Consider the following 16,396-nt stretch of genomic DNA (forward strand, 5'->3'; position numbering starts at 1 on the left):
ACAGCAAGACCCCCAGAGCCAGACCTGCCCCCACGCTGAGTTCCGCACCCCGAGACGAGTTGGAGCACCCATGCCCCAGCACGTGCCGTCCCAGCTGCGTGCCGCGTCCCCCAGCGCGCCGCAGCGCCCTCCGGCGCTTCCCCCACATCCGCGCCGGATCGTCTTTCTGGCCCATCGAGATCTGGACAACCCGTCCGCCGGCGGCTCCGAGCTGCTGGTCGACAAGCTCGCCGACGGCCTGACCCGGCTCGGCCACCAGGTGACCCTGCTCTGCGGGGGCCCCGCGGCCTTCCGGGACTACCGGGTCGTGTCGGCGGGCGGCCCCTACGGGCACTACCTGCGCGCCCGGTCGGCCTTCGCCCGCCAGGTCGGCGACTGCGACCTGCTGGTCGAGGTGTGCAACGGCATGCCGTACCTGGCGCCGCTGTGGCACTCCGGGCCCACGCTGTGCCTGGTCAACCACGTCCACACCGACCTGTGGAAGATGCGCTTCGGCGGGCCGCTGGCGCCGGCCGCGCGGATCGGCCGAAGACTCGAACACTGGGCCCTGACCGGGGCGCAGCAGCGGAGTCTGCTGGTCGCGGTCTCCTCCTCCACCGCCCACGCCCTGCGCGCGATCGGCGTCGAGCGGGACCGTATCCGGGTCGTGCACAACGGCGTCGAGGAGCCGGCGCCGCGGGCCGAGCGCTCCCCCGAGCCGTTGTTCGTCGCCGTCGGCCGGCTCGTCGAGTACAAGCGGATCGATCTGCTGCTGCGGTTGTGGGAGCGGGTGCGGCCCGTCACCGGCGGGCGGCTGGTCATCGTCGGGGACGGCCCCGAGCGCGGAAGACTGGAACAACTCGCCGGGCCCGGTGTGGAGTTCACCGGCTATGTCTCGGAGGCCGAGAAGCACCGGCTGCTGTGCGCGGCCTGGTTGCTGCTGCACCCTTCCGCCGTGGAGGGGTGGGGTCTGGTCGTGACGGAGGCGGCGGCGCGGGAGACGCCGACCGTGGCCTTCGACGTGCCGGGGCTCAAGGACTCCGTGGTGGACGGTGAGACCGGAGTCCTCGCGCGCGGCGAGTCCTCGTTCGCCGCCGCCTGGTGTGCGCTCGGCCTGTCCGGGTCGCGGCGGGAGCTGATGGGCAAGGCGGCCCGGGAGCGGGCGGCGCAGTTCCGGTGGGACCGGACTGTGCGGCAGTTTCGGGCGGTGGCCGCGGAGGCGGTGAGGGGCTGGGCCCCGTGATGCCACCCGAGCGCCCACGCGGCGGAGCCGCACCTGTCACAGCCGCGCGCCCCCATGGGAGCGACCCCTCCTTGCGCCGGTCTCTCGCCCTGTTCCGTGCCTTCCTCCACGAACAGGACGATCCCGAGAGCTGCTACTCGCTGCTCGCCCGGGACGCCGCAGACCAGGTCGAGGCCTACGACGGGCCCGTCGCCGGGCGTACCGTCGTCGACGTCGGCGGCGGCAGCGGATACTTCACCGAGGAGTTCCGGCGGCGCGGGGCGCAGGCGTTCCTCTTCGAGCCGGACCCGGCCGAGCTCGGCGAGAAACCCCCCGACTCCGCCGTCGTCGCCGACGGATACCTGCTGCCCCTGCGGGACGGCGTCGCGGACGTCACGTTCTCCTCCAACGTGCTGGAGCACGTGGCCGACCCGGAGACGTTCCTGAGTGAGCTGGCCCGGGTGACACGGCCGGGCGGGCTGATCTACGTGTCGTTCACCAACTGGCTGTCGCCGTGGGGCGGGCACGAGTGGGCCCCGTGGCACTACTTCGGTGCCGAGCGGGCCCGGGCCCGCTATCTGCGGCGGACCGGCAGGCCCGCCAAGCACACGCTCGGCGAGAACCTCTTCGCGGTGCACATCGGATCCACCCTGCGGCAGGTGCGTGCCCGGGACGACGTCACGGTCGTCTCGGCGCGCTCCCGCTACTGGCCGTTCCTCGCGGAGACCGTCGTCAAGGCGCCCGGCATCCGCGAGTTCGCCACCTGGAACCTTCTCCTCATCCTGCGGCGGTGTCCTCTATGACAACCACGGTCCAGGCTCCTCCACCGGCAGCCGTCCCCACCACCGCGACCGCGGCGGGTCCCCCCGAGGGCCCGAGGTCGCGGCGCTGGCTGCTGGGTTTCTGGGCCGTGGTGTTCGTGCTGTTCCTGGCGGTGCGGCCGGGACGCCAGACGTTCGACACCAAGCTCGGGGTGACGGTCGACCCGGGCCAGTTCCTCGCCGACCTGGGGCAGTTGTGGCACGACCGGGCCGGGTTCGGCGGGATCCAGGACCAGTACGTCGGCTATCTGTGGCCGATGCTGCCGTTCTACTGGCTGTGCGACCTCGTACAGCTGCCGGTGTGGCTGGCGGAGCGGCTGTGGATGTCGCTGATCGTGTCCGTCGCCTTCTGGGGTGCGCTGCGGCTGGCCGAGCGGCTGCGGGTGGGCAGTGGTGCCTCCCGGCTGCTGGGGGCCGTGGCGTACGCGCTGTGGCCGGTGTTCACCACCGTCATCGGGTCGACGTCGGCCGCCGCGCTGCCCGGCGCGTTCCTGCCGTGGGTGCTGCTGCCGCTGACGAACGAGCGGTACGCCGCCCGGGTCGCGGCCCTGCGGTCGGCGCTGCTCGTGCCGTTCATGGGCGGCGTGAACGCCTCGGCGACGCTGGCGTCCCTGCTGCCGGTCGGGCTGTACCTGCTGTCCCGGCCGTCCGGGCCGCGGCAGCGCAAGCTGATCGCCTGGTGGGCTCCGGCCGTGATCGTCGTGACGGCCTGGTGGTGGGTGCCGCTGCTGCTGCTCGGGGTCTACGGCGAGAACTTCCTGCCCTACATAGAGACGTCGCAGACGACGACGGACACCATGGCGGCGACCGAGGCGCTGCGCGGTGCCGGCAACTGGGTCGCCTATCTGCACTTCGGTGAGGCGTGGCTGCCCGCGGGGTGGGCCGTGGCCTCCTCCGTCGTCGTGATCGTGTGCTCGGCGCTCGCGGCCGGGCTCGGTCTCGCCGGGCTCGCCCGGCGGGACATGCCCGAGCGGCGGTGGCTCGTACTGACGGTGCTCGTGGCGGCGCTGGTACTGCTCGCCGGGTACGGCGGCGCGTTCGGGGCGCCGTTCCACGGGGTCGTGCAGGGCTGGCTGGACGGCTGGCTGTCGCCGTTCCGGAACATCTACAAGTTCCAGACGGGCCTGGCGCTGGCGTTCGTGCTGGGCCTGGCCCATCTGGTGGGTGTGGCCGCCGAGCCGCGCGGGGCCCGCCCGGTGCGCGGCCGGCGCTTCGCCCCGCTGATCGCGGCGGTGCTGATCCTGCCCGGGCTGCTGTGGCCGTACCTCAACGGCTCGATCCTGAACCCGGGTTCCTTCCAGAAGCTCCCCGCCTACTGGCAGGCCACGGCCGACTGGCTGGAGAAGTACTCGCCCGACTCGCGCGCCCTGGTCGTCCCGGCGACCGCCCACGGCGTCTACACCTGGGGCTCGCCCGTCGACCAGCCGCTCGACGTGCTCGCCGAGTCGCGGTGGGCGCAGCGCGACTACGTACCGTTCGGCACACCCGGCAACCGGCGCGCGATGGACGCCGTCGAGCAGGCACTGCTGTCCGGCGCCGAAGTCCCGGGGCTCGCCGACTACTTGAGCCGGGCCGGGCTGTACTACGTCGTCGTACGCAACGATCTCGACCCGGACCAGATCGGCTACGTGCCGACCTCGACCGTCAAGCGCACCCTCGAACAGTCGGGGTACGAGCGGGTGACGGGACTCGGACCGGTCATGACCGGCGGCCGGATCGCGCAGGACGCCCCACTCCAGGTCGAGGGACTGTACGCGCGGCAGCGGGCGGTGGAGATCTACCGGCCGGCCGGCCAGGACGTGGTCCGGCCCGGGCAGGCGGGACTCATGCCGGTCTCCGACACGGCCGTGGTGTCCGGCGGCCCGGAGGCTCTGCTGCCGCTGGCGTCGCGCCTGCGCGGGCGGGCGACCGTCCTGACCGGTGACCACCACCCGGGGCTCGGCACCCCGGCGGTGCAGGTGGTGGGCGACGGGATGCGGCGCGCCGACACCCGGTTCGGCGTGGTCAACGCCGGTACGTCGTACACGTACACGCGCGACGAGCGCAACGCGCCCGGCGCCCAGCAGGACCCGGGCGAGAAGCCGCGCCAGATCCTGCCGACCGAGGGCGCCGACCACCAGACGGTGGCCGAACTGCGTGGCGCCCGCTCGGTGACGGCCTCCTCGTACGGCAACTGGCTGTTCCATCTGCCGCAGTACGACCCGGTGAACGCCTTCGACGGCAACCCGGACACCGCGTGGGCGGAGGGCTCGCCGGACACGCCGGACGGGCAGTGGCTGCGCATCGGCTTCACCGGCTCCTACGACATGCCGTCCACCTTCAAGGTCACGCCGCTGCCGCAGGAGAGCGTGCGGGCGGCTGCGACGAAGGTGCGGGTGGAGACGGAGAAGGGCGAGCGGACGAGCATCCTCCGGCCGAACGGCACGGCGCAGAGCGTCAAGGCGCCCGAGGGCGGCACGCGGTGGATGAAGCTGACGATCGTGGACTCGGTGGAGCGCCGGGCCGGCCTCACCGGCGCGGGCTTCTCCGAGATCGACCTGCCGGACGTGCAGGTCACCCGGCTGCTGCGGCTCCCGACGGACGCGGACGACGCGACATCGGACGCCACGGTGGTCTCTCTGCACCGGGCCTCCGACCCGACCGGCCTCTCTCCGACCGGCACCGAGGCCGGCCTGCACCGCCGCTTCACGACACCGGCCTCCGGGACGTACGAGGTGACGGCGAGCGCGGTGCCGGTGGCGGGTGAGGCACTCGACCGGCTGCTGTACGAGGTCGCGCCCGAGCAGCAGTCCAGGATCGTCGCCACCGCCGACTCCACGGCGAGCCTCGGCGCGGGCCTCGCGGCCCGCAACCTCACCGACGGCGACCTGACGACGGCGTGGATCGCGGGCGACCGGCCGACGATCCACCTGAGCTGGGAGGGCAAGCAGCCGGTCGGCGAACTGGTCCTGGCGCCCGCGGGCGGCCTGTCCACCCGCGCCTCCCAGGTGCACATCAGCTCCCCGGACGGCGCGGCGATCGCCGGCGTCGACGAGAACGGCTGGGTCCGCTTCCCGCCGATCACCACCGACCGGCTCGACGTCACGATCACCGAGACCGCCCCGCTGACCCTGCACAACCCGGTCGCCGACGAGAAGCTGCGCCTCCCGGTGGGCCTCACGGAGGCGTACATCCCCTCCCTCGACCAGTACCGCACCCCGCAGCCGGACGGCACCCGGAAGTTCTCCCTGCCGTGCGGCAAGGGCCCCGACGTGGCGCTGGACGGCGAGCTCTACCAGACGGGCGCGAAGGGCACCGTGCGTGACCTGGTGGAGCGGCGGTCCGTCGAGGTGACGCTCTGCCAGGGGGGCCGGAACGACGGCGAGGTGCGGCTGTCCTCGGGCGACCACCGGCTGGAGGGCGGCGACGCCGGACCCCTCGCGCTGACGGACGTCACCCTGACCCGCGGGACGGTCCCGGAGGCCGCCGCGGCCGGACGTGAGCTGCGCGTCCGGGACTGGCTGGGCGACCGGCGCGAGGTGACGGTCGGCTCGGGCGCGGCCTCGTACCTGACGACGTACGAGAACTTCAACGACGGCTGGAAGGCCACCCTGAACGGCAAGGAGCTCACCCCGCTGCGGCTGGACGGCTGGCAGCAGGGCTGGCGGATCCCGGCCGGGGCGGGCGGCACGGTCAAACTGTCCTACGAACCGGCCACCACGTACGACGCCGGGCTGATCGGCAGCGGCGTCGGCATCGCGGTGCTGCTGGGCCTGGCGCTCTGGCGCCGCAACGCCCCCAACCCCGACGCACCGCAACCGGCCCCGCCGCTGCCCGGCCTGTGGCTCGGCACGGTGGCGCTGACGCTGGTCGGAGTGGTGATCGCGGGGTGGCTCGCGCTGCTGGTCCCGGCGCTGACGTTGCTCGCGGCCCGACGGCACGCGCTGCTGGTGCCGATCGCGTTCGTGGCGCTGGCGGGAGCGGGGGTGGTTGCCGCGATCGGGGCCGGGGTGCCGGTGGGCGCGGGTGAGGGCGCGTTCAGCCGTACGGCCCAACTGCTGGCGCTGGTCGGGCTGTTCGCCGGCCTGGTGAGTCTGCGCGAAGGGCCCTCCTCGGAGGCACCGACGCAGCGACTGCCCAGGACCGCGGACACGGGGAAGGGCGAGCCCGCATGACGACACCGGTACGCGTCCCGTTCCCGGTGGTGGACGAGGTGTCCCGGCACTGCCTCCAGGAGGAGGAACCGGAGACGGTCCACATCGAGGTCCACCTCCCCGGGCCCGTCGACCGGTCCCGCCTGCGCAAGGCCTTCACGGAGGCCCTGCACCGGCATCCACGCATCCTGATGCGGGAGGCGAAAGGGCCGTGGTACCGGCGCCGCTACGCGTGGGAGCTGACGGACGAGCCGGACACGGAGGTCGTCACCTTCACGCCGACAGGCCCACGCGCGCTCCAGGACGCCAGGACACGCGCCCTGACCGTGGCACCACCCCTGTCGGTGTCCCCACCGATACGGCTTGAGGCAGTGGGCTCAGTCCTGTTCCTCACCATCAACCACACCGCCCTCGACGGCCCGGCCTGCCTCCGGATCCTGGCCACCGCGGCCGAGTTGTACGGAGGCAGGGACAACTCCCCCGCGGCACCCCCGCCCCGTAGGGACCTAGCCCTCCAGGAGCCCCCGGACATCCCGGCCACCTGGTCACCCCCCGCACGGGTAGCGCCGGGCAAGCCCGACCCCTCCCCCGGCAACGGCATGCTCGTCACCGAACTCCCCCTCCCCCACCGCCCCAAGGGCTCCCCCTACACCGTCAACGACCAGCTCATGGTCACCACGGCCCTGACCATCGCCCACTGGAACAGGGAACACGGCGCCCGTCCCCGCGCCCTGCGCATCACCATGCCCGTGGACGACCGCCCCCGTGACACCACGATGCCCATCGGCAACGGCACCCGGCTGGTGGAAGTCCCCTTCGTAGCAGCCGAGTTGGACCACCCGGACATGTCCGCCCTCCTCCGGCGCACCGCGGAGCGCACTCGCACACTGAAGTCCCTCCCCCGCCCCCAACTGGGCCACGGCGCCGCCCTCCTCACCGCCCCCTGGGCCCCCGTCGCCGCCCGCGCCGCCCTGACCCGCGCCCTGCGCCGGGCCGCCGCGCCCTGGACGTCGACCACGCTGCTCAGCAACATCGGCCGCATCCCGTACCCCCTGGACTTCGGCGAGGAGACGGGCCGCGCGCACGCGGTGTGGTTCTCGGCGCCGGCCCGGATGCCGCGCGGCCTCACCGTGACCACCGCCTCCACCGCCGGCCGCCTCCACCTGGCCCTGCGCTGGTCCCGGGCCCTGCTCAGCCACGGCGACGGCGCTCACCTCCGCGACCTGTTCGAGCACTATCTGCACACCACGGAGGTGACCCCGTGACGACGACCACCCCGGCGTCCCCGCCCCGCGACCTGCGCGACTTCTACGAGAACCCGGCCGTCCCCGTCGCCTCCGGCACCCCGCGCAGCATCCGCCAGGCCCGCATGCTGGCCGGGGCACTCGGCCCGGCGGACCCCGAGCCGCGGACGATCCTCGACATCGGCTGCGGAGACGGCACCGCCGCCGCCACCGCCGCCCCGCTCCTGCCCGGCCACCACGTCATCGGCGTCGACTGGTCCCAGGACGCCCTCAGGCGCGCCCGCACCCGCATCCCGTACGCGGTCCGCGGCGAACTCACTGGCGGTGGGCTGCCGTTCGCGCCGGAGTCGGCCGACGCCGTGCTGTTCAGCGAGGTGATCGAGCATCTCGTCGACCCGGACGCGGCGCTCGACGAGATCCGCAGGATCCTGCGGCCCGGCGGGCATCTGATGCTGTCCACGCCGAACCTGGCCGCCTGGTACAACCGCGCGTTGCTGCTCGCCGGCGTCCAGCCGGTCTTCTCGGAGGTCAGCCTGCGCGGCATCCACGGCCGCCCCGGGAAGGAGGTCGTAGGACATCTGCGCCTCTACACCGCCCGCGCGCTGCGGGAGTTCGTCGCCGCCTCCGGGTTCACGGTCGTGACGCTCGAAGGCGCTCCCTTCCACGGCGTACCGCGCCCGCTGCGGCCGCTGGACCGGCTGGCCTGTGCCCGGCCGCAGCTGGCGTCGATCCTGCTGCTGCACGCCAGGAGGACGTAGCCCATGTGGTGGGGAGTGGCCGCGGCCCTGCTGGCGAACACCTTGTACAGCCTGGGCTTCGTGCTGGAGAAACGGGCGCTCACCTCGCTGCCCGAGGTGAGCATCCGGCAGCCGGCCCGGCTGTTGCGCCTCGTCCTCGGCAGCCCTCTGTGGATCGGCGGCTCCCTCGCCCTGGCCGCCGGTTTCGCCGCGCAGCTCGTCGTCTACCGCACCCTCCCGATCGCCGCCGCGCAGGGCATCTTCGTCTCCGGCCTGGTGCTGCTCGTGCTGCTGTCGGCCCGGCTGCTCGGGGAGGAGACGAGCGGCCGGGAGCGGTACGCGCTGGGTGCGATCCTGCTCGCGCTGCTGATGGTGGTGCTGTCGCTGCGCGAGGGCTCGGACACCGTCAGCCAGGAGGCGCCGTACCAGTTGATCCTGCTGGTGTGCGTGCCGTCACTGGCGGCCGGGCTGTGGCTGTACGGCTCCGCCGAGCGGCGGGCCCGCAACCGGCACCGGCGGCCGACGACCGGCGTCGAGTACGGGGTGGCCGTGGGGCTGCTGTACGGCGTGAGTTCGCTGGCCATCAAGGGCGTGTCGAGCCATCTGACGACCAGCGGGATCGGCGGTGCGGTGCTGGACCTGCTGAGCTCCCCGTATCCGTATCTGCTGTTGTTCACCGGTGTGTTCGGCCTGGTGATGTCGCAGGCGGCGCTCCAGCGCTGCCGGGCCTCGCTGATCGTGCCGGTGTGCACGACCGTGACGTCCCTGTTCACGGCGGTGCTCGGCACGCTGTCGTTCGGCGAGGCCCTGCCGGACGAGCCGCTGCGGCTCTCGCTGCGGGTGGCGGGCACGGCCCTGGCGGTCGCCGTACTGCTGACCATGCCGAAGCACGACCCTGCTCCCCAACCCACCGCACCAGCCAAGGAGTTGGCCTCCCCATGAAGCCCGACGACCCGCTGCTGAAGATCCTTGCCTGCCCGCTCGACAAAGGCCCGCTGCATCTGCTGGCCGAGGAGACCGGGCAGGAGGAGGCGCTGTACAACCCGCGGTTGCGCCGCCGCTATCCGATCGTCGACGGCATTCCGCAGCTCCTGCCGTCCTCGGGCGAGCAGGTCCCGGACGACGAACACGAGGAACTTCTCCAGAGGATGGCCCCATGACCAGCCTGGCAGCCCGCCTCGCTCCCCTCCTGCCCACCCGTCTGGTGGCCGCGACGGCCCGGGCGCTCTACCCCCGGTTCGAACCGGAGCTGGCCCGGCTCGCCGAGCTGTGCCCGCCGGACTGCGGTACGGCGGTGGACGTCGGCGGCTGGTACGGGCCCTGGACGCACCGGCTGTCCGGCCTGGCCGAGCACGTCGTGACGATCGAACCGGTGCCCCATCTGGCCCGCCTGCTGGCCGCCGCCGTCCCGCCGAACGTACGGGTGATCCGTGCCGCGGCCTCGGACCGCCCGGGCATCGCCCGCCTGTGGCTGCCGCCGGACGACTCGGGCGACCGGGGCGTGTCGTCGCTGGTGCGGCGTGACATCCACGGCCGGGCGCTGGACGTCCCCTGCGTCACGCTGGACGAGCTGGGCCTGCGGAACGTCGGCTTCATCAAGATCGACGTGGACGGCAACGAGCCGGCGGTGCTGCGGGGCGCGACGGGCCTGCTGGCCCGCGACCGCCCGGCCCTGTTCGTGGAGCTGGAGTCCCGCATCCAGCCGATCAGCCCGGTGGTGACGTACCTGTCCCTGCTGGGCTACGAGGGCTGGGTCCTGCCCGGCGACCGGTGGGTGCCGCTGGCGAAGTTCCCCCTGGAGGCGCACCAGGCGGACGCCTCCTACGTGGTCTCGCACGGCCTGCTGCGCCGCGTCCTGCCGTCCGACGTCCTGCGCGGCCCGCGCTACGTCAACTCGGTCCTCTTCCTCCCGGACGGCCGCCGCCCGGGCACCGCGCCGGTGGGCGACGATGGTTCCCATGCCCTCCGGAAAGCGCCCCGCTAGTCCCTTCACACCGCTCGACTTCCAGCTGGTGCTGCTGCGCCGCATGGCCGACCACAATCCGGATCTGGTGGAGGACGCCCGTCACGAGCTGGGGGTCTCCCTGGCGGACATGCGCGAGGCCAACAAGCGCTGGCAGGCGATGGTCCGCTCCCCGCGGTCCCGGGCGCCCCTGTCCCTCCCCCAAGTTCTCGGCTCCGCTCGAACAGGGGGTACCCCCATCCGATCGGTGCTGGGCGAACCCGAGTCCCGGTCCGCCCGCCGGATCGGCGACCTCGACTGCGAGGCGTGGCTCTGGCCCGGCCCCCTCTGGCCCGGCCTGCGCTTCGAGGTCCTGACCGCCCCGAACGGCGCGGTGTGGAACGAGTGGCTGGTCCGCGCCCCGGGCGCCGAGGGGCCCGGGCTGCGCACGCTCGACGACCTCACGCCCTGGTCCTGCACGGTCGACGAGGCGGCCCGCGCCTTCACCCCGGCCCGTCCCCTGGAGGGCACGGCCCCGACCCTCCCCCACTGCCTGAACGGCGTGGGGGTACCCCCAGGGCTGGCGTTCACCGCGCCGGACGCGCGGGGGGTGCGGTGGGAGGTCGTGGCCGAGTTCACGTGGGGGCTGGTGCAGCGAGTGGCCGTCACCGGCCGTCAGGACTGAGGCGCTCCGACGCGGTCGAGGGCCGGGAGGAACTGGGCGTCGCCTCTGCTCCGGCGGCGCCCGGTGTGGTCAGCCGGCGGCGGCCAGGACCGCCTCGACCACCCTCGGTACGGACTGCGGGTGCAGCCACAGGAACAGGTTCGGCTCGATCAGCTCCAGTTCCATCACGCACGGCTCCCCGTCCGGCCCGGTGACGAGGTCCACGCGCGCGTACAGCAGTTCCGGCTGTCCGGGTACGGCGGCCAGTGCCCGCCGGGCCACGTCGAGTTCGGCGGCGGTCGGCTCCCAGGGCCGGAGGTCGGGATGGGCGACCTTGTCGGCGTCGTACGGTGTGCCCGGCGCGAGGACGGAGCCCTTGCGGCTGGCGTGCAGCAGACGTCCGCCGAAGAACTGCAGGGCCCGCTCGCCGTGCGTGTCGATGCTGGTCAGGTAGGGCTGGAGCATGACGGTGAAGCCCTCGGCGTGCATCCGCTCGGCCTGGCGCACGGCGGCGTCCCGCTCCCCGGCCGGGTAGCGCGCGGCGTACCGGGCCCCTGCCCCCGAGGTGGGTTTCACGACGTACTCGCGGTCGGCGGGCAGCTCGACGGGGTCGCCGGGCGCGAAGTAGCGGGTCGGCACGGCGGGCACCCCGGCCTCCGCGAGCCGGCCCAGATACCTCTTGTCGGCGTTCCACCGCACGACGTCCACCGGGTTGGCCAGCCGCGTCACCTTCCCGCACCGCTCGGCCCACGCCGCGAACTCCTCGGCCCGCCAGCTGTAGTCCCAGGTGGAGCGTATGAGGGCCAGGTCGAAGCCGGCCCAGTCGACCGACGGGTCGTCCCAGTGGACGGCGGCGGCCTCGGCCCCGGCCTCCCGCAGCGCGTCCACCAGCACCGGCAGGTCCCGGTCCCTGCTCTCGACGCCACCGGGGTCGTAGGTGACGAGCGCTATACGCGGGGTGCCGGCCACAGGGACTCCATTCTCGGACGAACGATCGATTCCGGCGCAGGCTAACAATCCCGCCCGGAACCGCGACACCCTGATTGACCTTCACCTTCGGTGAAGCCCCAGCATCGGTGGCGGAACGAGGGAGCGCGAGGAACGCGCGGAGCGCAGGGGATCGCATGGACATATCGCACGGCAATCGCATGGACATGCTGACGATCGGCGCGTTCGCGAAGGCGTGCCGGCTCTCGCCGAAGGCACTGCGCCTCTACGACGAGCTGGACCTGCTGCGGCCCGCCCGGGTGGACCCGGACACCGGTTACCGGTACTACGCGGTCGGGCAGTTGGTGCAGGCCCGGCTGGTGGCGTGGCTGCGGCGGCTCGGCATGCCGCTGGCCGAGATCCGCCAGGTGTGCCGGCTGCACGACCGCGACTCCACGGCCGCCGCCCTGGAGATCCGCGCCTACTGGGCGCGTGTCGAGGCGGAGACGGCGGTACGGCGGGACCTCGCCGCGTTCCTGGTCGATCACCTGACAGCGGACTCGCGAGAGTCCGGAAAGGATACCGCCATGCTGGAACTGCGCTACTCAGCCCACTCGGACACCGGGCGCGTCCGCCCCGCCAACCAGGACACGGCGTACGCGGGCACCCGGCTGCTCGCCGTCGCCGACGGCTTCGGACCGGCGGGCGCGCCCGCGAGCAGCGCCGCCGTGGAGGCACTGCGCTTCCTGGACACGGACGAGATCCCGGCCGGCGGGGTCCTCAACCTCCTGGAGGACGCGGTACGGGGCGCCGCCCAGGCCGTGCGGGACGTGGCCGACGGCGCCGACGACATCGGCACGACCCTGACCGCCCTGCTCTGGACGGGCTCGCGGCTGGCCCTGGTGCACATCGGCGACTCCCGCGCCTATCTGCTGCGCGACGGCGAACTGTTCCTCATCACCCACGACCACACGGTCGTCCAGTCGATGATCGACGAGGGGCGTCTGACGCCCGAGGAGGCCGTCTCCCACCCCCAGCGATCCTTCCTCCTGAAGGCCCTGACGGGCGACGGCACCCCCGCGATCCCGGACCTCCGCCTGCACGACACCCACCCGGGCGACCGCTATCTGCTGTGCTCCGACGGCCTGTCCAGTGTGGTCCCCGAGGACCGGATCCGGGAGCTCCTCACCTCGCCCGCCACCCCCGACGAGACGGTCCAGGCCCTGGTCGGCGCGGCGAACGAGGCAGGCGGGCCCGACAACGTGAGCTGTGTGGTGGCAGACGTGGCGGAGGCGAGGCGGTAACAGCCGACTTCCCGACCCAGGGGGGTGAGGTTCACGGACGCTCGACCGCCGTGGGCGGTGTCGTCCCTCCGGCACGGGCTGTTCGCCCGGGGCGGGGACAACCGGGAAGGAGGGTCTACTGTGGTGCATGGTGAACTTCGATCTCCGCCCCCCGACGACCTGCACGAGGCCATCAAGGCCGCAGCAGACCGCGAGTGGCGGTCCCAGCACGGACGGATCCTGAGGTACCTACGCCTTGCGACCGGTCTCGGCGAAGCGCCGAATCACCCTGAAGGCGATTCCGCTGCCCTGCCCCGCTGCGCGGCGGTCAGCGTTCCCCCCGGCCCTGAGGGGGCCGGCCCCCTGCCGAGAACCGCGGGTGGTGGTTGTGCCTGCCGTGGCGAGACAGCGACAGACAAGGAGTACGACGCATGTCCTCCCTCTTCCCCGCCCTGACCGACGCCCCGGCCAACCGGCCCGCCCTCCGATTCGGCGAGCGCTCCCTGACCTACGCGCAGCTCGCCGCCGCGGCCGGTGCGACGGCCGGGCGCATCCGGGAGGCCCGCCGGGTCGCCGTCTGGGCGACGCCCACCATGGAGACCGCGGTCGCCGTCGTCGCCGCGCTGCTGGCCGGCGTGCCCGCCGTGCCGCTCAACCCGAAGTCGGGCGAGAACGAACTCGGGCACATCCTGTCCGACAGCGCCCCCGACCTGGTGCTCACGGCACCGGACGACCAACTCCCCGCCCCCCTACGGGATCTGTCCCGCCTCGACGTAGACGTGCACGGCACCGGGCCGGCCCCCGAGGACCGCGCCGACGAGTCCGACCCGGCGCTGATCGTCTACACCTCCGGCACCACCGGCCCGCCGAAGGGCGCGGTCATCCCGCGCCGGGCGATCGCCTCGACCCTGGACGCGCTGGCCGACGCGTGGCAGTGGACCGTCGACGACGTACTCGTCCACGGACTGCCGCTGTTCCATGTGCACGGCCTGGTCCTGGGCACCCTCGGCCCGCTGCGGCGCGGCGGCTCGGTGCGGCACCTGGGCCGCTTCACGACACAGGGCGTCGCCCGGGAGCTGAACGCCGGGGCGACCATGCTGTTCGGCGTGCCGACGATGTACCACCGGATCGCGGAGGCGGTGACCGGCGATCCGGAGCTGGTGAAGGCGCTGACCGGGGCGCGGCTGCTGGTGTCCGGTTCCGCCGCGCTGCCCGTGCACGACCACGGGCGGATCGCGACGGCGACCGGGCGGCGGGTGATCGAGCGGTACGGCATGACGGAGACGCTGATGAACACCAGCGTCCGGGCCGACGGCGAGGCCCGCCCGGGCACGGTCGGTGTGCCGCTGCCGGGCGTGGAGCTGCGGCTGGTCGAGGAGGACGGCTCGGAGGTCACCGGGTACGACGGTGAGACCGTCGGCGAGATCCAGGTGCGTGGCCCGAACCTGTTCACCGAGTATCTGAACCGGCCCGACGCCACCGCCGCCGCGTTCACCGCCGACGGCTGGTTCCGCACCGGCGACATGGCGGTGCGCGACCCCGACGGCTATGTCCGGATCGTCGGCCGCAAGGCCACCGACCTGATCAAGAGCGGCGGTTACAAGATCGGGGCGGGTGAGATCGAGAACGCGCTCCTGGAACACCCCGGGGTGCGGGAGGCCGCCGTCACCGGGGAACCGGACGCCGATCTGGGCGAGCGGATCGTGGCGTGGATCGTCCCGGCGGAGCCCCATTCCCCGCCGTCGCTCGACGAGTTGGCGGATCACGTGGCCAGGCGTCTCGCCCCGCACAAGCGCCCGCGGGTCGTCCACCACCTGGACGCCCTGCCCCGCAACGACATGGGGAAGATCATGAAGCGGGCGCTGCCCCATGACTGAGCACCGCCCCAGGACCGAGCGCCTCCCGACGACCGAGCGCCCCTCCGCCCGCGCGGTCGTCGACGCCCTCGCCGACGACTCCACCTTCACCGAACTGCCCGACGCCATAAGGGATTGCAGGCCGGACGGCCCGCTCGCCTGGCCCGGCTACGACGCCGCCCGCGCCCGCGCCTCCGAACGCACGGGCGAGCAGGAGTCCGTGATCTGCGGCACCGCCCGCGTCGGCGGCACCCGGGCCGTGCTGATCGCGTTCGAGTTCGGCTTCCTCGGCGGCTCCCTGGGAGAGCGCACCGGCGACCGGCTGGAGGCGGCGTACACCTACGCCCGTGAGCACCGCCTCCCGGTCGTGCCGCTGGTCGCCACCGGTGGCAGCCGGATGCAGGAGGGCATGCTCGCCCTGAGCCAACTCCAGCGCGTGGCCCGTGAGTCGGCGCTCACCAGGGAGGCGGGGCTCGCGCAGGTGGCCGTGGTGCGCGATCCGACCACCGGGGGCGGCTGGGCCACCCTGGGCGCGGGCGCCGACGTGGTTCTCGCGCTGCCCGGGGCCCAGGTCGGCTTCGCCGGCTCCCGGGTGCGGCCGGCGGACGCGGACCCGGCGGCGTACACGGCCGAGGCGCAGGTCGCGGCGGGGGCGGCGGACGCGGTCGTACGGCCGGAGGAGCTGCGCGAGACGCTGGGCCGGTGGCTGCGGCTGCTGACGCGCCCGTCCACCACACCGGCCCCGCCGCCCGACGCGCTCGGCGACGACGCGGGCCTGCCCGCCACCGGCTGGGACGCCGCCCGGCGCGCCCGCTCACCCCGGCGCCCGCGCGCCGCCGCCTACTTGGACGCCTACTTCTCCGACCGGGCCGCGATCAGCGGCGACCGCTGCGGCGGCACGGACCCGGACGGCATACTGTGCGGCTTCGGCACGCACGAGGGCCGTACGGTCGCGTACGCCGCGCAGACCGGGACCGCGACCCGTCCCGCCGGCTACCGCACCGCCGCCCGTCTGATCCGCCTCGCGGACCGGCTGGGCATTCCGGTGCTGACCCTCGTGGACACCCCGGGCGCCGCCAACGACGCCGAGGCGGAGCGGCAGGGCGCGGGTGCCGCGATAGCGGACCTGTTCGCCGCGGTGGCGGGCGCCCGCACCCCGGTGACCACGCTGGTGATCGGCGAAGGCGGCTCCGGCGGCGCGCTGGCACTGGCCGCGCCCGGCAACACCTGGGCCACCCCGGACAGTTACTTCTCGGTGATCGCGCCGGAGCTCGCGGCGGCCATCCTCAAGCGACCGCCGCGCGCGGTGGAGACGACGGCGGACCAGCTCCGCATCCGGCCGCAGGATCTGGTGGAGCTGGGGGTGATCCGCGGGACCGTGGGACCGTGAGTGCGGTGGGAGCGGAACGGCTCGCACGTGACCTTCACGGAGCGGCCCGGCTCCCCGCCCGTGCCGCCCGGGCGGCCGGCCCCTGGCCCCCGGCTTCAGCGGGGCCGCCGTCACGCCGGCCGACACGGGCGAGGTCGTCGGCATGGTCACGGCGGCGGTCGGCACCCGGGACGTGCGCACCGGCCGGGTGATGCCCAC

At 73.7% G+C, this 16,396-nt stretch carries 13 protein-coding genes; 12 read left to right on the top strand and 1 reads right to left on the bottom strand.

The window, feature by feature from the left end:
• Positions 1 to 70: 70 nt before the first annotated feature.
• Genes HDA41_RS12420 through HDA41_RS12460 form a run of 9 tightly spaced genes read left to right on the top strand, consistent with a single transcriptional unit; the run spans position 71 to position 10,763 of the window.
• Positions 71 to 1,222, top strand: coding sequence for a glycosyltransferase family 4 protein (locus HDA41_RS12420; RefSeq protein ID WP_184983427.1), 1,152 nt, complete (start codon positions 71 to 73; stop codon positions 1,220 to 1,222).
• Positions 1,222 to 2,004 (top strand): class I SAM-dependent methyltransferase, encoded by a 783-nt coding sequence (locus tag HDA41_RS12425; protein WP_230299396.1) that lies wholly within the window; start codon positions 1,222 to 1,224, stop codon positions 2,002 to 2,004. Before HDA41_RS12420 ends, HDA41_RS12425 begins: the two co-directional genes overlap by 1 nt.
• A complete protein-coding gene (locus tag HDA41_RS12430) occupies positions 2,001 to 6,176 on the top strand; it encodes an alpha-(1->3)-arabinofuranosyltransferase (protein WP_184983431.1) in 4,176 nt (1,391 codons plus the stop codon). The genes HDA41_RS12425 and HDA41_RS12430 overlap by 4 nt, the downstream gene beginning before the upstream one ends.
• Positions 6,173 to 7,420 (top strand): condensation protein, encoded by a 1,248-nt coding sequence (locus tag HDA41_RS12435; protein ID WP_184983433.1) that lies wholly within the window; start codon positions 6,173 to 6,175, stop codon positions 7,418 to 7,420. Before HDA41_RS12430 ends, HDA41_RS12435 begins: the two co-directional genes overlap by 4 nt.
• Positions 7,417 to 8,157: a class I SAM-dependent methyltransferase gene (locus HDA41_RS12440; protein ID WP_184983435.1), complete on the top strand. Its 741-nt coding sequence runs from the start codon at positions 7,417 to 7,419 to the stop codon at positions 8,155 to 8,157. The genes HDA41_RS12435 and HDA41_RS12440 overlap by 4 nt, the downstream gene beginning before the upstream one ends.
• Before the next feature lie 15 nt (positions 8,158 to 8,172).
• Positions 8,173 to 9,078, top strand: coding sequence for a hypothetical protein (locus HDA41_RS12445; protein WP_184993344.1), 906 nt, complete (start codon positions 8,173 to 8,175; stop codon positions 9,076 to 9,078).
• On the top strand, positions 9,075 to 9,296 hold the full coding sequence (locus HDA41_RS12450; protein WP_184983437.1) for a Trm112 family protein: 222 nt from the start codon (positions 9,075 to 9,077) through the stop codon (positions 9,294 to 9,296). The genes HDA41_RS12445 and HDA41_RS12450 overlap by 4 nt, the downstream gene beginning before the upstream one ends.
• The gene (locus tag HDA41_RS12455; RefSeq protein ID WP_184983438.1) at positions 9,293 to 10,120 is read left to right on the top strand and encodes an FkbM family methyltransferase; all 828 of its coding nucleotides are present in this window, start codon (positions 9,293 to 9,295) and stop codon (positions 10,118 to 10,120) included. The genes HDA41_RS12450 and HDA41_RS12455 overlap by 4 nt, the downstream gene beginning before the upstream one ends.
• Positions 10,086 to 10,763 (top strand): hypothetical protein, encoded by a 678-nt coding sequence (locus HDA41_RS12460; protein WP_184983439.1) that lies wholly within the window; start codon positions 10,086 to 10,088, stop codon positions 10,761 to 10,763. Before HDA41_RS12455 ends, HDA41_RS12460 begins: the two co-directional genes overlap by 35 nt.
• Positions 10,764 to 10,832: 69 nt before the next feature.
• Here HDA41_RS12460 and HDA41_RS12465 read toward each other — a convergent pair whose 3' ends face one another.
• A complete protein-coding gene (locus tag HDA41_RS12465; RefSeq protein ID WP_184983440.1) occupies positions 10,833 to 11,711 on the bottom strand; it encodes an ATP-grasp domain-containing protein in 879 nt (292 codons plus the stop codon).
• A gap of 179 nt (positions 11,712 to 11,890) precedes the next feature.
• Between HDA41_RS12465 and HDA41_RS12470 the strand changes: the two genes are divergently transcribed.
• The 3 genes from HDA41_RS12470 (at position 11,891) to HDA41_RS12480 (ending at position 16,198) form a co-directional block, all read left to right on the top strand.
• Positions 11,891 to 12,973 carry a MerR family transcriptional regulator gene (locus HDA41_RS12470; protein WP_184993346.1) on the top strand — a complete coding sequence of 361 codons (1,083 nt, stop codon included), beginning with the start codon at positions 11,891 to 11,893 and terminating at the stop codon, positions 12,971 to 12,973.
• 410 nt (positions 12,974 to 13,383) lie between these two features.
• Entirely contained in the window at positions 13,384 to 14,829 is a 1,446-nt protein-coding gene (locus HDA41_RS12475) for an acyl-CoA synthetase (protein WP_184983441.1), read from the top strand.
• Positions 14,822 to 16,198 (top strand): carboxyl transferase domain-containing protein, encoded by a 1,377-nt coding sequence (locus HDA41_RS12480; RefSeq protein ID WP_184983442.1) that lies wholly within the window; start codon positions 14,822 to 14,824, stop codon positions 16,196 to 16,198. The genes HDA41_RS12475 and HDA41_RS12480 overlap by 8 nt, the downstream gene beginning before the upstream one ends.
• The last annotated feature ends 198 nt before the right edge of the window (positions 16,199 to 16,396 follow it).

Origin of the sequence: Streptomyces caelestis (genome assembly GCF_014205255.1) — a bacterium.
GTDB classification, from domain to species: domain Bacteria; phylum Actinomycetota; class Actinomycetes; order Streptomycetales; family Streptomycetaceae; genus Streptomyces; species Streptomyces caelestis.

What these genes read in the sequence shown, in the direction of transcription:
- HDA41_RS12420 (WP_184983427.1), top strand. Translation starts at nt 71, where the DNA reads ATGCCCCAGCACGTGCCGTCCCAGCTGCGTGCCGCGTCCCCCAGCGCG.
- HDA41_RS12425 (WP_230299396.1), top strand. Translation starts at nt 1,222, where the DNA reads ATGCCACCCGAGCGCCCACGCGGCGGAGCCGCACCTGTCACAGCCGCG.
- HDA41_RS12430 (WP_184983431.1), top strand. Translation starts at nt 2,001, where the DNA reads ATGACAACCACGGTCCAGGCTCCTCCACCGGCAGCCGTCCCCACCACC.
- HDA41_RS12435 (WP_184983433.1), top strand. Translation starts at nt 6,173, where the DNA reads ATGACGACACCGGTACGCGTCCCGTTCCCGGTGGTGGACGAGGTGTCC.
- HDA41_RS12450 (WP_184983437.1), top strand. Translation starts at nt 9,075, where the DNA reads ATGAAGCCCGACGACCCGCTGCTGAAGATCCTTGCCTGCCCGCTCGAC.
- HDA41_RS12455 (WP_184983438.1), top strand. Translation starts at nt 9,293, where the DNA reads ATGACCAGCCTGGCAGCCCGCCTCGCTCCCCTCCTGCCCACCCGTCTG.
- HDA41_RS12460 (WP_184983439.1), top strand. Translation starts at nt 10,086, where the DNA reads ATGGTTCCCATGCCCTCCGGAAAGCGCCCCGCTAGTCCCTTCACACCG.
- HDA41_RS12470 (WP_184993346.1), top strand. Translation starts at nt 11,891, where the DNA reads ATGGACATGCTGACGATCGGCGCGTTCGCGAAGGCGTGCCGGCTCTCG.
- HDA41_RS12475 (WP_184983441.1), top strand. Translation starts at nt 13,384, where the DNA reads ATGTCCTCCCTCTTCCCCGCCCTGACCGACGCCCCGGCCAACCGGCCC.
- HDA41_RS12480 (WP_184983442.1), top strand. Translation starts at nt 14,822, where the DNA reads ATGACTGAGCACCGCCCCAGGACCGAGCGCCTCCCGACGACCGAGCGC.